Annotated in this window: 13 protein-coding genes, 1 tRNA gene and 1 other RNA gene; 9 read left to right on the top strand and 6 right to left on the bottom strand. The window is 67.4% G+C overall.

From position 1 onward, the window contains the following. Positions 1–11: 11 nt before the first annotated feature. Positions 12–396, bottom strand: a transfer-messenger RNA (tmRNA) gene (ssrA, locus tag KNN16_RS12010). A gap of 282 nt (positions 397–678) precedes the next feature. Between ssrA and KNN16_RS12005 the strand changes: the two genes are divergently transcribed. The 6 genes from KNN16_RS12005 (at position 679) to KNN16_RS11980 (ending at position 4,819) form a co-directional block, all read left to right on the top strand. Then, complete coding sequence (locus tag KNN16_RS12005; RefSeq protein WP_299283592.1) at positions 679–1,416, top strand: thioredoxin family protein; 738 nt, start codon at positions 679–681, stop codon at positions 1,414–1,416. A gap of 26 nt (positions 1,417–1,442) precedes the next feature. Further along, the gene (locus KNN16_RS12000) at positions 1,443–1,640 is read left to right on the top strand and encodes a DUF2892 domain-containing protein (RefSeq protein WP_303897163.1); all 198 of its coding nucleotides are present in this window, start codon (positions 1,443–1,445) and stop codon (positions 1,638–1,640) included. Between the two features lie 111 nt (positions 1,641–1,751). Then, positions 1,752–1,824, top strand: a tRNA-Gly gene (locus KNN16_RS11995). A 146-nt stretch (positions 1,825–1,970) separates the two neighbouring features. Further along, positions 1,971–2,816, top strand: a complete 846-nt coding sequence (rnc, locus tag KNN16_RS11990) for a ribonuclease III (RefSeq protein WP_299283588.1) — start codon at positions 1,971–1,973, stop codon at positions 2,814–2,816. Positions 2,817–2,891: 75 nt separating this feature from the next. Beyond that, entirely contained in the window at positions 2,892–3,980 is a 1,089-nt protein-coding gene (prfA, locus tag KNN16_RS11985; RefSeq protein WP_303897161.1) for a peptide chain release factor 1, read from the top strand. 29 nt (positions 3,981–4,009) lie between these two features. After that, positions 4,010–4,819 carry a 1-acyl-sn-glycerol-3-phosphate acyltransferase gene (locus KNN16_RS11980; protein WP_303897160.1) on the top strand — a complete coding sequence of 270 codons (810 nt, stop codon included), beginning with the start codon at positions 4,010–4,012 and terminating at the stop codon, positions 4,817–4,819. A gap of 557 nt (positions 4,820–5,376) precedes the next feature. On the opposite strand, the gene KNN16_RS11975 is transcribed toward KNN16_RS11980, so the two are convergent. The 5 genes from KNN16_RS11975 to KNN16_RS11955 all read right to left on the bottom strand — a co-directional run bounded on the left by KNN16_RS11975 (position 5,377) and on the right by KNN16_RS11955 (position 11,889). After that, positions 5,377–6,900 (bottom strand): G5 domain-containing protein, encoded by a 1,524-nt coding sequence (locus KNN16_RS11975; protein ID WP_303897159.1) that lies wholly within the window; start codon positions 6,898–6,900, stop codon positions 5,377–5,379. A 388-nt stretch (positions 6,901–7,288) separates the two neighbouring features. Further along, entirely contained in the window at positions 7,289–8,443 is a 1,155-nt protein-coding gene (locus tag KNN16_RS11970; protein WP_303897156.1) for a hypothetical protein, read from the bottom strand. 103 nt (positions 8,444–8,546) lie between these two features. Beyond that, positions 8,547–9,689: a TadE family protein gene (locus KNN16_RS11965; RefSeq protein ID WP_303897154.1), complete on the bottom strand. Its 1,143-nt coding sequence runs from the start codon at positions 9,687–9,689 to the stop codon at positions 8,547–8,549. Between the two features lie 31 nt (positions 9,690–9,720). After that, complete coding sequence (locus KNN16_RS11960; RefSeq protein ID WP_303897153.1) at positions 9,721–11,232, bottom strand: pilus assembly protein TadG-related protein; 1,512 nt, start codon at positions 11,230–11,232, stop codon at positions 9,721–9,723. Between the two features lie 54 nt (positions 11,233–11,286). Beyond that, positions 11,287–11,889, bottom strand: a complete 603-nt coding sequence (locus KNN16_RS11955) for a TadE/TadG family type IV pilus assembly protein (protein ID WP_303897152.1) — start codon at positions 11,887–11,889, stop codon at positions 11,287–11,289. A gap of 190 nt (positions 11,890–12,079) precedes the next feature. On the opposite strand from KNN16_RS11955, the gene KNN16_RS11950 reads away from it, so the two are divergent. From KNN16_RS11950 to KNN16_RS11940, 3 genes are read left to right on the top strand one after another with little or no spacing between them, the layout of a single operon-like run. After that, a complete protein-coding gene (locus KNN16_RS11950) occupies positions 12,080–12,637 on the top strand; it encodes a TadE/TadG family type IV pilus assembly protein (protein WP_303897151.1) in 558 nt (185 codons plus the stop codon). A 19-nt stretch (positions 12,638–12,656) separates the two neighbouring features. Next, positions 12,657–13,115, top strand: coding sequence for a TadE/TadG family type IV pilus assembly protein (locus KNN16_RS11945; RefSeq protein WP_303897150.1), 459 nt, complete (start codon positions 12,657–12,659; stop codon positions 13,113–13,115). Positions 13,116–13,142: 27 nt separating this feature from the next. Next, entirely contained in the window at positions 13,143–14,441 is a 1,299-nt protein-coding gene (locus tag KNN16_RS11940) for a Tad domain-containing protein (protein ID WP_303897149.1), read from the top strand. The last annotated feature ends 70 nt before the right edge of the window (positions 14,442–14,511 follow it).

Raw genomic sequence — 14,511 nt, 5'->3', positions numbered from 1 at the left:
CCGCCCGGCTTCAGTGGAGGCGGCGGGAATCGAACCCGCGTCCGGAGGATTCAACCGCCGGTGCCTACCGGTGTATCCGGTTCTTCCTCTCGCCGGCCGGTCCTCCAACCGGCAAGGTCTCCGGCCGGCCAGCCCCTTCGATCTTAGGCAGCCCTCCGGGGCGCCGGGCCGCCGCACGCCGACTTTGTCACACCCGAGCCGGCCCCGTCGGCGATGGGTCCGGTCGAGCGGGTCCCCTCATCGGGGGACCGTCCCCTCACGCTGGCTTAGGCGGCCAGCGGGAGAGCCGCGTAGTCGCGGTTGGCACTTGTTTTTTGCTCGGGTTGTTCACGGGGTCCGAGCGGCCCCGACCGGCCACCGACGATCTGCCTCCCCCGTCGAGCCCAGTTCGCCCCCATCTGCATTACATATTATAGCGCAAATCGCGTGTGGATGCGCGATGGGGCGTCTCCCTCCCGGAGGGGGCTTTTCCCCGGCGGGAAGCCCCCATGTCACCCCATGGAGACCGCCGGCATCTAAGAGAAGTGAAGGGCCCTTTTCCAGGGCCTGCACGTGCCCTGGATGGTCCGCGCCATCGGGCCCTCCGACGGGGGAGGATGGGGGGCGCAACGCCCCCCATCCGGTCTCCCTCAGAGGGCGGCGGGCCGGGGCCTGTATCTTACCCCGGAGGAGGTCCGTATGGCGTTGCTGGACGCGCGCACCCGGGAGGAAGTCCGCCGGCTGCTGGCCGATCTGCCCCATCCGGTGCGGTTGCGGGTTTTCATCCAGCATACGGATTGCATCTATTGCCGGGAGACCCGACAGCTGGTGGAGGAGGTGGCGGCCCTCTCCGATCGCATCTCCCTGGAGGTCCATAACCGGATCACGGACCGGGAGGTCGCGGAGCGTTACGGGATCGATAAGGTCCCGGCCGTGGTCATCGAGGGGGACCAGGACTATGGCATCCGCTACTTCGGGATCCCGTCCGGCTATGAGTTCGGCTCGCTGATCGAGGACATCCGGATGGTGGGGGCGCGGGATTCGGGGCTCTCGCCGGCGAGCCGCCAGCGCCTGGCCCGGATCCAGACGCCGGTCCACATCCAGGTCTTCGTCACGCCCACGTGCCCGTATTGTCCGCGGATGGTCCGGCTGGCCCATCAGGCGGCCTTCGAGAGCCCATGGATCCGCGCGGACATGATCGAGGCGATGGAGTTCCCCGAGCTGGCGGATTTCTACGGGGTCTATGGGGTGCCCCGCACGGTGATCAATGAGGTCATCCACATCGAGGGGGCCGTGCCGGAAGGCTACTTCATCAACGAGCTGATGAAGGTGACGGATCCGGAGGCGATGGCGAAGGCCACGGCGGCCTGGGAGCGGATGCGCCACGCCATCGCCGCGGGTCATGCCCACTCTCATCACCACGATGATGAGGACTGAACATCCTTGTGCGCAGGAGGTGGATCATGGCGGTGAACATGGCCGGCTGGGATCGCATTGTGCGCCTGATCGTGGCGGTCGCCTTCATCCTGGTCTCGGCCTTCGTCCTCCGCTTCAACACCCTGGGCATCATCCTGACCGTCATCGCCGTCGTCTTCATCCTCACCGCTCTGGTCGGCTGGTGCCCGCTCTACACGGTCTTGGGCTTCCGGACGAAGCGCTGAGACGCCGCGGAAACCGGGCGGGGCGGGGGCACGGCGAGGCCGTCCCCCGCCCGCGCGGGGGGATTTGACAGAACGGCAGGGACCGGCTAAATTCTTAAATAGAGAAAGCGGGCGGGCGTAGCTCAGGTGGTAGAGCGTTGGCTTCCCAAGCCAAAGGCCGCGGGTTCGAATCCCGTCGCCCGCTCTCCTGCAAGGAAACGGGGGCAGATCCTGGATCTGCCCCTTTTGTTTTGATGAGGGGTGCGCCTCCCGGATCCCGGGCAAGGCGAGCATCCGTTGAGGTATCACGCGAATCATTCGTTCTCGGATTCCGAAGGAGGATCCTCCCGGATGGGCATCCTGCGTAGCCGGATGGGACGCCTCTTGGAAAACCTCCCGGGATGGCGTCGGGAGCCCTCTCCGTCCCCCACCCGTTCGGATGAGGCGCCCTCCGGATCCACCGGGACGGTCCGGGAGGAAGGGGCGCCTCCCGCTTCCCCTGAAGACTCGCTCCGGCTCCTGGAGGAGCGCCTGGGCTGGTCGTTCCGGAACCCCGAGTGGCTTCGGGAGGCCCTGACCCACCGCTCCTACGTCAACGAGCACCCCGGGGAGGGGGTCCGAGATAACGAGCGGCTGGAGTTCCTGGGGGACGCGGTGCTGCAGCTGGTCGTCAGCGCGGAGCTGTTCCGCCGCTTCCCGGATTGGCCGGAGGGGCGCCTGACGGCCCTGCGGACTGCCCTCATTCGGGGCGAGCAGCTCACGGCCTGGGCCGAGGCCCTGGAGCTCGGCCGCTTCCTCCGGCTGGGAAAGGGAGAGGCGGAGGGAAGCCGGACCCGGCCCTCCATCCTGGCAGACGCCTTCGAAGCCCTCCTGGGGGCGTTGTATCTGGACGGCGGGCTGGCGGCGGCCGAGGCCCTGCTGCGCCGGCTGCTTCCGGAGGCCATCGCGCAGGCCCTGGAGAACCTGGAGCGGCACGATCCGAAGGGGCGCCTGCAGCAGTGGAGCCAGGCGGTGCGGGGCCAGACGCCGGTCTATGAGGTGGTGGCGGTGGAGGGCCCTCCCCACGCGGCGCGCTTCACCGTGCGGGTGCGGATCGGGGAGGAGGTGGTCGGGGAAGGCCAGGGGACCAGCAAACGGGAGGCCACCCGGGAGGCCGCCCGGGATGCCCTGCGGCGCCTGGGCCTGGAGGACGCGTAAGCGGGTTAGGAGCAGGCGCAGCGGCGTTGCGCCTCTACCGGCTGGCCGATCGAACATCCGGATGAAGAGGGGTGTATGGAGCGCCGATGGCTGGAGAAACTGGAGGCGGTGGAGCGGCGATATGAGGAGCTGACGGCCCTGCTGGCGGATCCGGCGGTGGCGGCCGACCTCGCCCGGCTTCGCGCCCTCAGCCAGGAGCGAGAGGAGCTGGAGCCCATCGTGGAGACTTTCCGGCGCTATCGAACGGTAAGCCGTCAGCGGGAGGAGGCCCGACAGCTGCTGGAGACCGCCGAGGAGGAGGAGCTGGCCGCCCTGGCCCGGGAGGAGCTGGAGCGGCTCACCGAGGAGCAGGAGCGCCTGGAGCAGGAGCTCCTGCGGCAGCTGCTCCCCCGCGATCCGAACGACGAGAAGAACGTGATCGTGGAGATCCGGGCGGGAGCGGGTGGGGAGGAGGCGGCCCTGTTCGCGGCCGATCTCTTCCGGATGTATACCCGCTACGCCGAGCGGAAGGGCTGGGAGGTGGAGCTCCTCAGCGCCAACGAAACCGGCCTGGGCGGCTTCAAGGAAGTGATCTTCATGATCCGCGGCCGCGGCGCCTACTCCCGCCTGAAATACGAGAGCGGCGTCCACCGGGTCCAGCGGATCCCCATCACGGAGGCCTCCGGCCGCATCCACACCAGCACCGCCACCGTCGCGGTGCTCCCCGAAATGGACGAGGTGGAGGTCCAGATCGATCCCAAGGACCTCATCATCGAGACCTTCCGGGCGGGGACGGCGGGGGGACAGCATATGCAGAAGAACGAGACCGCCGTGCGGATCACCCATGTCCCGACCGGCATCGTGGTCTCCTGTCAGGACGAGCGCTCCCAGTTCCAGAACAAGCAACGGGCCCTGGCCATCCTGCGGGCGCGGCTGTATGAGCTGGAGCGTCGCAAGCGGGAGGCGGAGGTCCGCGAGGCCCGACGCAGCCAGGTGGGGACCGCCGAGCGGGCGGAGAAGATCCGCACGTATAATTTCCCCCAGAACCGGGTCACCGATCATCGCATCCATCTCACCCTGTATCGCCTGCAAGAGGTTCTGGACGGGGATCTGGATCCGCTGATCGAGGCGCTGATCCTGGACGATCAGGCCCGTCGCCTGGCTGAGCTGCAAACGGCCGGATGAGGAGCTCCCCGGAAGGAGGGCGTCCGGGCATGGAAGAGACCGGGCAGGTGTTCCAGCGTTCCTCCCGCTGGCTGACGGCCACGCGGGTGCACCGGCACTCGTGGGTGCGCCGTTTCCTGACCTTCCTGCTGCACCTCGCCTATCGCCTGGTGTTGCGCCTGGAGGTGGTCGGGCTGGAGAACATCCCCGATCGCGGGCCGGTCATCCTGGCCATCAATCACATCAGTTTCCTGGATCCCGTGCTGGTGGTCAGCGTGCTCCGCCGCAAGGTCCTTCCCATGGCCAAGGCCGAGGTCTTCCGTGACGTGGTGCTGGGCCCCCTGGTCAGCGCCTTCGACGCCTTCCCGGTCCGGCGGGGGGAGATCGATCGCCGGGCTGTTCAGACGGCCCTGGAGGTGCTCCGGATGGGTGGGGTGTTGCTCATTGCCCCCGAGGGCACCCGGAGCCCCACCGGGGCTCTGATCCGGGGGAAGGAGGGGGCGGTCTACCTGGCCTGGCGCACCGGCGCCCTCATCGTGCCCGTGGGGGTGGATGGGACCGATCGCTTCAAGTTCAACATCCGCCGGCTCCGGCGCACATCCGTGCGGGTGGTCTTCGGCCCTCCCTTCCGGGTGGAGATCCCGGAGGAGCGCAGCCGGGAGGCCCTGCGGGAGGCCACGGACGAGCTGATGGTCCAGATCGCCGCGTTGTTGCCCCCGGAACGGCGCGGGGTTTACGCGAACTTCCCCGCTGCGACCCCGCGCTACCTTCGGCCTCTAACGGCTCTGGAGAACTTCATGGCCCTGCGGACGCAGGAGCTGGCTCCATCCGAATTCGTTGAGCGAGCGGAAACCCCTTGACCTCGAGGCGGGATCGATCGACGAAGGCGCGCGCCTTCGATCTCAATGCCGACCACCCGATCATACGCATCGAAATCCAGCACGATCCCGGGGGCCACTTCTTCCGATTGTTTTCCTCCGTAATCATCGATCTTTTGTAGGAGGGGCTTTCGCCCCGAACCTCCGTCCTCGATGACGCAAGGGTCGCAATGAAAGCCGCTCCGATAACTCCCAACCTCTGGTTCTCGATGACGCAAGGGTCGCGGCTAAAGCCGCTCCTACAAAAAGATGGTTTCTGTAGGAGGGGCTTTCGCCCCGAACTTTCCGTCTTCGATGGCGCAAGGGTTGCGGTGAAGATTGCTCCGGCAACCCCGAGACCCCGGTTCTCGATGACGCAAAGGGTCGCGGCTAAAGCCGTTCCTACAAAAATGGGCTTCTGTAGGAGGGGCTTTCGCCCCGAACCTCCCGTCTTCGATGACGCAGGGTTGCGGCGGAAGCCGCTTCGGCAACTCCCAGCCTCTGGTTTTTCGATAACGTAAAGGTCGCGGCTAAAGCCGCTCCTACAAAGGGCTCTGGCTCTAACGCCATGCCATGGCGGCGATGTCTCCCTGCGCGGTGAGGCGGTCGATCCGGCCGGAGAGGAGGTTGATCCGGTAGAGGTCCCCCTGATAGCGGACCAGGAGGCTCTGGCCGTCGGGGGCCCAGAGCATATCCGGTGGGCCGCCGAACCCGATCTCCCCCTCCAGCGGGAACAGCCGCCGCCGGTTGCTCCCGTCGTGGTCCATCCCGTAGAGATCGTAGCGGGAGGCGTCTCCCATCTCGGGCTGCCGCGCCTGCCCGAAGAAGATCCCCCGCGGGGTCCACAGGATGGCCGCCCACATCCCGATGTCCTCCAGAAGCGGGCGCGCCCAGCCACCCTCGACGGCCACGATCCACAGATCGAAGCGCGTCGATTGTTCCGGCGGCTCCTCTCCTCGAGGCGGGCCGTGGACCAGGGCAGCCAGATAGCGCCCGTCGGGCGACCAGGCCAGAGCGGGCGTCCAGGCCCAGGCGCCTCCCGTCTCGTAAACCGGGAAGGTGATCCGGAGGGTGGCCCGGAGGCTTTCCACGTCCAGGATGCCGATCCCGTCGGTTCGCCCGAAGGCCAGGCGCCGGCCGTCGGGGGACCAGGCCCAGCGCATCCCCCATCCGTTGGAAGGTCCTCCTGTGGGGGAGGTGAACACCCGGCGCGCCGTGATGCGCCCGCCGTCCCAGCGGCCGATCCACAGGTCGTTGTTCGCCCGCCATCCCGGCGGCCCGGGGCTGGGCTCCCCGGTGGTGAAGGCCAGGCGGTCTCCCCGGGGGGACCAGTCCAGCCAGAGGATGTTCTCCAGGCCGGCAGGCTGGGAACGGGGCGGGTCCGCCCGGAGATCCAGTCCCCACAGGGTGTTCAGCAGGCGGGAGGAGGCCGTGAGGGGCGCCCGGGAGAACAGCAGGATGGATGCGTCCGGAGAGAGGGCGAAGACCCGACCGTCCAGGTCACCGAAGCGGGTGAGCGGAAGGATCCGGGAGGTCTCCCCGGACATCCGCCATGCGTCCCGACGGGCCAGGAAGACCAGGGTGCCGGAGATGGGGAGGGAGGCCACCTCGCCGCCCAGGCCCACGGCGAGGATCTCGGGCACCGGCTCCCGGAGGCGCTCCCGATGCACCTCCTGGCGCTCCACCAGCCGGCCGTCCGCCCATGTGAGGCGGACGGTGACCCGTTCCATCCCGGGCTCCCCACGGCGGATCAGGCGGGTCTCTCCGGGGGCCAGCCGGGCGTCCTTCAGGATCTGCTGGGGGAAGGGCAGGGGGATCTCCTCGACCTCCAGCGTCTGGGTGATGCGGGTGACGGTGATCACCATCCCGGGCTGGATGGGGACGTTCTCCGGTGGCGTGACGCGGTCCAGGTCCCGCAGCGGGATGCCGGCCTGGGTCAGGGCCTCCCGGACCGTGGGGCCGCGGACGTAGACGGTGCGGCGCTGGCCGTCGGCGACCACAGTCACTGGAGCAGGCCGGGCGGTGCAGGCGGCCAGCGCCATCGCTCCCAGTCCGATGATCCAGCGTCCCCATCCGTTCGGCATCGCGATGTGCGACTCCGAGAGGTGGGGAGGCCTGAGAACCTCCCCCGCCTGCGTATTTTACCGGAGGGAGCGACCGCCTGCCGGGCGGCATGCCTTCCGGTGCCGAGGGATGGGTGGAAAGGCCTTTCGCCCGTCGCCTTCGCTTTCGAGGATAGCGGTCGGGTCGAAATGAATTTCGACTTACGATTCTCCATTCTGTGGACGGCCTCGCTCCCTTACCATCATCCGTTGCGGCGGAAGCGATCCCGACGAGCGTTGATCTTTGCAGGAGGGGCTTCAGCCCTGAACCTGGATCTTCGGTAGCAGAATGTTCAAAGCTGAAGCCGCCCCTACAACGGCAATGGGGAGGAGCGTTCGTTCCCTGCTTCCAATGCCATTTACAACCGATCTACGGTCCGCCTCGCAGGATCAGGGGGAGGAAGACGGTGGCCGGGCAGATGGCGGTGACGTTGTTGTCCTCCCGCGCCTCCCAGACCCGCCCGGTGAGCGGGCTCTCCCCGTAGGGATCGACGTCGAGGTTCAGGAAGAAGCACCGACCGGGTTGGAAGGACGCGGTCCCGGTGATGGGGATCTCCTGACCGGGGGCCAGCGGGGGAAGCCAGACGCCGGAGGGTCCTTCCATCCACGCCGCGAAGCCTTCGCCGTCCCACGGCCCGGCCGGAGGGTTGCCGGGCGCGCGCTGCTGCAGGGCGGCCAAGAAGCCGCCGACGCGGGGCGGGATGGGCGCGGCGCCCGCGTTCCGGACCCATGCGTTCACCTGGGCCATTCCCCCGACCAGCCGGAGCGTAGGGCTGAGGAGGATCAGATCCGGGAGCGTCTCCTCCAGATTGCCGCGCAGATCGCCCAGGCGGATGGTATAGGTCACCCACGCCCGGCCCTCTGGGGTGGCAGTGAAGCGGGCCAGCGGCCACAGGAGACCCTCCGGTGTGTAGAGCGGAAAAGGATCGAGCCCCTCCTGGCTGGTGGAGACGATCCGAGCATAGGTGATGGTATAAACCTCCGTCGGCACGTGCACGGCCATCCCCGTGGCGAACTCGAAGCCTGTCCCCCCGATGGTCCCCACAGTGATCTCATACTCCGGCGGGTTATGCTGCGCGTAGGCTGTGGTGACCCACGAAGCGAACAGGGTATGTGTGGGTTGGACGTTGATGAACAGCACGCCGGTGGGCTCCACCGTCCAGGTGATCTCGCCATCGAGAGGATCGGCCCAGGCCTCCACCCGGGTGATCCAATCTGGATAGGTAAGCCCCCCGAAGCCGATGCGCAGACGATCCACGGTGGCGTTCTCGATCCGGTTCTCCCGGGTGATGGGAAGGTTTGGATCCCCCGGGCTCGTGATGCCGATGGTGAGGGTCTGCCATCGGGTGTTTGGGAAAACCTCAGCCGCGCGCAGGGCCGGCGCGGGGCGCGGGGTGGGCCACGGGGGAGGCGGAGGGGGTGGCAGGGCCCGCGCGGTCCCATGCCAGACGAAACCTCCCAACAGGCCCAGGCCCGCCAGGAGGAGGCTGAGCAGACCGAGGATCCGTCTGGATCGCGAGCCCATTTTCTCCTGCCTGGTCATTGCTCCCTAACCATTGGCATGGAACGGAGAGGGGGGATTCAAGATCTACCCTCTCCGTTCCATGCGAGGATACGCGGGGAGATCGTCACCCATCCCACCCGCCTGGTGTGCGGGTCGGCGTGGGCGTGGGGGTCCGGGTGGGCGTGGGCGTCCACGCCGGCGTAGGCGTCGGGGTGCGCGTTGGCGTGGGCATGGGGGTGCGGGTGGGCGTGATAGTTGGCGTCTGCGTCGGTGTGCGGGTCGGCGTGCGCGTAGGCGTCCAGGTCGGCGTCGGGGTGCGGGTGGGCGTAGGCGTGCACACGGATGGCGGGCACACCGTCGGTGTGGGCGTGCGGGTAGGCGTCGACGTCGGCGTGCGCGTGGGGGTGCGGGTGGGCGTGATGGTTGGCGTCCGCGTCGGCGTGCGGGTCGGCGTGGGCGTGCACACGGACGGCGGGCAAGGTGTCGGCGTGCGGGTGGGTGTGCGCGTAGGAGTCCGGGTGCGCGTGGGGGTGCGGGTGGGCGTGCGCGTAGCGGTGGCCGTCGGGGTGGAGGTCGACGTCGGTGTCGGGGTGGCTGTCGCCGTCGGGGTGGGCGTCGGCGTGTCGGTGGGCGGCGGGGTGGGCGTAGGCGTGTCGGTGGGACCCGGGGTGAACGTCGGCGTGGGAGGTGGCGGCACCGTCGGGATCTGCGGCGGCAGCCCCAGCAGACGGACGGTCCGGAAGCGCTCGTTGATGATCTCACGGCGGGCGATCAGCGGGATGTGGGAGACGATGGGCCGGAGGAAAGGCGTAATAATCATATGGTTATGGCGCACCACCACCACCACCCGATCTCCGGGCCCTCCGGCGTCGTTCCCCGGCTCACAGCGCAGCGTGATCGGGTCGAACTCGAAGCCCGCCCGGCTGCTGCAGATGGTCACGCCGTAGAAGCCCGGCGCATCCGAGCCCGGCCCTCCCGCTTGCTCCCCAAACTGGGTGATGAGCAGCCCGTAGAGGATCTCCCGGGCCCGCATCAGGCCGGCCTGCAGCCGGGCCTGCTCCCGGTCGGCCTCGTCCGCGCAGCCGCTGAGACAGAAGGCCTCATCATACTGTCCGGTGGAGAGGTAGCGGGCCGCCGCCCGGGCGTTGTTTTCAATGGTCGCCCAGGCGTAGAACACCCGGGCCAGCTCGACAACCATGAAGACCAGCATCAGGAAGATGGGCAGGGCCACGGCGAACTCCAGCGTCCCCTGAGCCAATCGGCGCATGATCCCTCCTTTGTTGCCCAAGAGAAGCCGTCTATCGGTTCAGGCGGGTGAAGATCCGGCGGGCGATCTCCCGAAAGATCTGTTGCAGCGCGCTGGCGTCCGGGGCGTAGAAGTAATTGCTGCACGGCTGCCCCTGAGACTTCCAGACCGCTCCGGGGCTGAACCAGTCGCTCCCGCCCTGCAGGCAATCCGCCCGGTTATCCCCATCCGTGCTGTCGGCCAGGTAGCGCATGAACTTCTCCCCGACATCGGGATCCCGCCCTCCGCCGGGCCGGACGTTCAGGTTGTGCATCCCGCTGCCGTAGCCGATTGAGAAGATCACCACGTTGGCCTCTCGCAGCACGTCCACCATGTCCAGCGCGGCGTCCTCCGCATCGTAACGGGTGCTCACGCTGGGATGGCGCTCTTCAAAGTCCCCATCCTGACAGAAGGGGCGATAGGCGGGATCCCCCCAATACCAGGTGGGCTCCCCCCACCCCGGGGGCGGTGTATATTTCGGGCAGAGCCCGAAGTCCTTGGCCGCCGGGTCCGGCGAGCTGGGAGAGGGATCTGTGGCGTTGGCGGCGGCATCGCTCAAGATCACGATGGCCCAAAGGGCGCCGGTCTCCGCCGGACGTCCCTGGGTGGCCAGGACGTTGTAAGCCAGCAGAAGGGCTCCCTGGACGTTGCTGCTGGGGCACGGACGCGGATCGTTGCCGGCCCCTGGCTCGAAGACAGGCACCGGGACGCAGTTCCCCGAGGTGCAATCCATCCCTGCGCATTTCGTGGTCTGCGGGTTTTGGGAAGGATCGTAAACCTGGATGCTCCGGATGGCGCTCTCCACGGCCGCCAGGCTGGTCCCCCCGTTCAAATCCACCCACAGACGAGCCTGGCGATCAAAGGAGATCACCGCTACGCGGTCATAGGGGTAATGCATCCGGGCGGCGAACTCCAGCGCCGCCTCTCGCACAAAGCGGAAAGGCTCGCAGGTGTCCGTCGGATTGCAGAAGTGCGGCCGCTGGGGCCGAGGGCATGCCGGATTGGGATCGGGGGCGTCTGTGGGGATGCACACAATGGGGTTCGCGGAGGCGAGGACCATCCGGGTGTCGTAGGCCATGGACTCCGAGTTGTCGATGATCAGCACCAGGTCCACGGAGGCAGCCTCCCCCGTGGCGGACCCGGAGAGCCGCGCGCTCCCCCATCCCACCACGCGCAGGAAGGTCATCGGGACGGTCACCTCCGCTTCCACGCGCACCAGCTTGCGCCGGGGGGTGGTGCAGAGCTCCGCGGCATAGGGGCCCGGATCATCGCAGGTGTAGACCCGAATGGTGGCGACATCGAAGCCCTGGGCAGTCAGGAAATCCCGAGCGGCCTGCTGGATGTCCGTCAGGGTGCGGCCGACGCGGAACTGGTTGGAGCCGGCCAGGGCGGCCCCGTCCAGGGCATGCTGCAGGCGGTGCCGGGCGGCGTAAAGCCGGGCGCCGTCCATGGCCAGGCCGGTCAGGGCCAGCAGCCCTACCAGCATGAAGGCGAACAAAACGACAATCTGACCGCGGCCGCGCATCTTCCTCCCTCCGATTGGCAACCCTGGAAGGGGCCGATGGACCATGGGTCAGGCTCATTCCATCGGATCCACCGAAGGCAACGGCATCCAGGCCGACGCATACATCGGGATGATTTCAGGGAATATCCAGGTGAACAGGCCCAGACGCTGACGATAGTGATAATAGGCCTCCACGATCAGGATCCCCTTGCTCGGGGAATGGCCGACCTGCGCGGCGATGGCCTCGTTGGTGACTCGAGAGCTTTGATTGTTGAACCGTGACCAGCCGTTGGGGGCGTCTCGGGGGAGTCGCCAGGCCAGTGTGCCATCCTGCCGGATGCCGAAGGCGGAGATCACCAGATCGTCCCCCAGGCCGGAGTTCAGGGCATATGGCTGGAATGCCTCGTCAAATCGCTGGGAGATGGGGTTCAGGAACAGGTCGCTGCCGCACACGGCAGCGGGATCCCGCGGATCCTCTTGGCGATCTGCGTAGAGGCAGGGATCCCCATCAGCGCCGAAGCGGGCGGCTTCCCGCACGGCGTCCTGCAGGGAGAGATAGGCCGCGATGGCGAACCCGATCTCGGTGAGCCCAGCGATGAGGATCAGAAAGAGGGGGAGTAGAATCGCCAGCTCCACGATGCTCTGGGCCCGCCGTCCTCTCCGTCCCCGCTCGCTCATAGACCCCCCCGTATCCAAAAGCCCATCCAGAGCGGTTTAAATCTGATCGAACATCCACTGCACTCCCCTACGGGGGATTATATTAAAAAATCTCAAACCGTCAATAGCCCGAAAGTCCGGGGTGGGGCGGGGAGGGGCCGTAACCTCCCCGCCCTTTTGGGCGGTTTACCTCCACGGAGGTAAGAGACATATGACCTCACGGATCCGAGAGGTGGGGATGCGGGGGGCGTCCTTCCGTCGGGGTCAGGGGCTGGTGGAGTTCGCCCTGATCCTCCCGGTGTTGTTGCTGTTTATGCTGGGGATCATGGAGTTCGGCCGCGTCCTCTACATCTACACTGAGGTCTCCAACGCGGCCCGGGAGGCGTTGCGGGCGGGGGCGGCGACCCTCCACCGGGCCAACGACGCCGACCGGGGGAAGGTCACCGCCGTGGAGTGCAATGAGATCCTGAACCGGGCTTACGGGACCCTGGCCCTGACGCCCCGAAGCCAGGTGACGATCACGGTGGAATACCGGCGCCCCACCTCCGGCGGGGGCAGCACCTCCCTGGGGGTGTGCGCTTCCGATCCCGCGCAGACCCAGCTGCCGACGGCGGTCCTGGCTCTGAACGATCAGGTGTATGTGGAAGTGCAGTCCCGGGTGAGGGCAGCCACCCCTCTGATGCAGCCTTTCCTCCCCGGCCTGACGCTGCGCTTCGCCGGGATGCGCTCGGTGGTCCCGATCAGCGGCATCGCGATGCCGAAACCGTAGAGGGAGCCCGATGGGGATCATGGGACGAGGACGTGGTCAGAGCCTGGTGGAGTTCGCCCTGGCGGCCACCGTCTTGCTGATCCTGCTCACCGGGGTGCTGGATCTGGGGCGGATGTATATGGCCTGGGTGGCCATCCAGGACGCCGCCGGGGAGGGGGCGCTGTATGCGGCGATGAACCCCCGCTGCATCAGCGCGGCGAACGGCCCGGATTGTCAGACGCCCAACAACGCCTACGATCGCACCTTCATCGCCATCCGCTCCACGCCCGGGACCCCTCTGGATCCCTATCGGGTGACGATCGTGATCACGCCGAACGATCCGGGGCAGATCTGCTTCGGCACGCCGATCACGGTCTCCACGCGGTATTCGTTCACGATGATCACGCCGGTGATGCAGGCGATGTTCGGCCCGGAGGTGGCGCTGCAGGCTTACGCGGTGCAGCGCGCCCTCAACAACGGCTCAAGCGGATGCCCATAGACCGGGGCGTCCGGGGGAGGTGGAAAGATGCACGGACGAAACCGAGGACAAGCGCTGGTGTTGATCGCGCTGGCCTTTGTGGGCCTTCTGGCCCTCACGGCCCTGGCCCTGGATGGCAGCAACGCCTACGGCCAGCGCCGGCGGGCCCAGAACGGGGCCGACGCCGGGGCCCTGACCGGGGCGCGTTTCCTCTGGAACCCCAAGCCCTGGTGCGGCAACCCCCAGGGCTACGGCTGCCCGGAGGCAGCGCTGTTGCGGGCGGTGAACAGCGCCGTGGAGGCCCACGGCCTGCCGGATACGGATGGCCAGCCCGGGAACGCGTATAACGCCAACATCCAGGTCTTCTACACCGACGCCGACGGGAACGTCCTCGGTCCGGTCGGCGGCGGCTTCGTCCCGGCCAAGATCGGGACGAAGGACGTGAAGGGCGTCCGCGTGGTGGTCTGGAACCCCTTCTCCGCCTTCATCGCCCAGATCATCGGTCAGGCGAACCTGCGCGTGAGCGCGGAGGCGGTGGCGGTCTACCAGCCGCCGATCTCCTGCAACGGCTGGGCCATCTTCGGCGGGTGCACCGGCAACTGTGCGCCTAACGTCCTCAAGGCCACCGGCGGCGGCCAGGCCGGGGTCGTCAACGGCAACATCCACTCCAACGCCGACATCAACATCAGCCAGCAGATGTATATCAACGGCGTCTGCGACTATGTGACAGAGAAGAAAGGGAACGGAACCTGCCAGACCGCCCAGCAGGGCGGCTACATCCCGATGCCCCAGTTCTATCGATACGAAGACTTCCTCCCCGGCGGCTCCAAGTGGAACCAGGTGGATGCGAGCCGGCGCTATTACTTCAGCGGCCCGATCACCCTGAAATCCAGCGGCCTCTGCCCTTCCCCCGGGAACAACGGCGGCGGCTCCTATAAGCTCTGCGACGGGCTCTACGTGGTCAACGGCGACGTCACCATCCAGGGCGGGGGAACCGTCACGCTGACGATTGTGACCAACGGCGAGATCAAGTCCACCAGCTCGAACAACGATGACGCTTACTTCAAGGGGTTCTACCGGGAGCCGGACGGCAAGGGGCAGCTCCTGTTCTTCTCGACGTCCAACGACACCAACAACGGGGCGATCCAGCTCTCGTATGCTCGAATCTCCTGGGAGGGCCTGATCTACGCTCCGAACGGCCTGGTCAACCTCTCGGGCAGCCGGGGGTTCACCGGGAACGGCGCCATCTTCGGCTACGAGGTCGACGTCTCCGGCGCCAACTTCCAGCTGACCTATAACGATAACGCCTGCCCGACCTCGCCTCCCCAGCTCTTCCTGTTCAAGTGAGCCGATCCCCGTCCCGGGAGGCTCCCGTTAACGGGCCTCCCGGGACCCTCATCTTCCCACTCTCAGCGCT

This window comes from Thermoflexus hugenholtzii, from assembly GCF_018771565.1.
GTDB classification, from domain to species: Bacteria; Chloroflexota; Anaerolineae; order Thermoflexales; family Thermoflexaceae; genus Thermoflexus; species Thermoflexus hugenholtzii_A.
The sequence above is the reverse complement of the archived record's forward strand: the minus strand, read 5'-3'. Positions and strand labels throughout refer to the sequence as shown.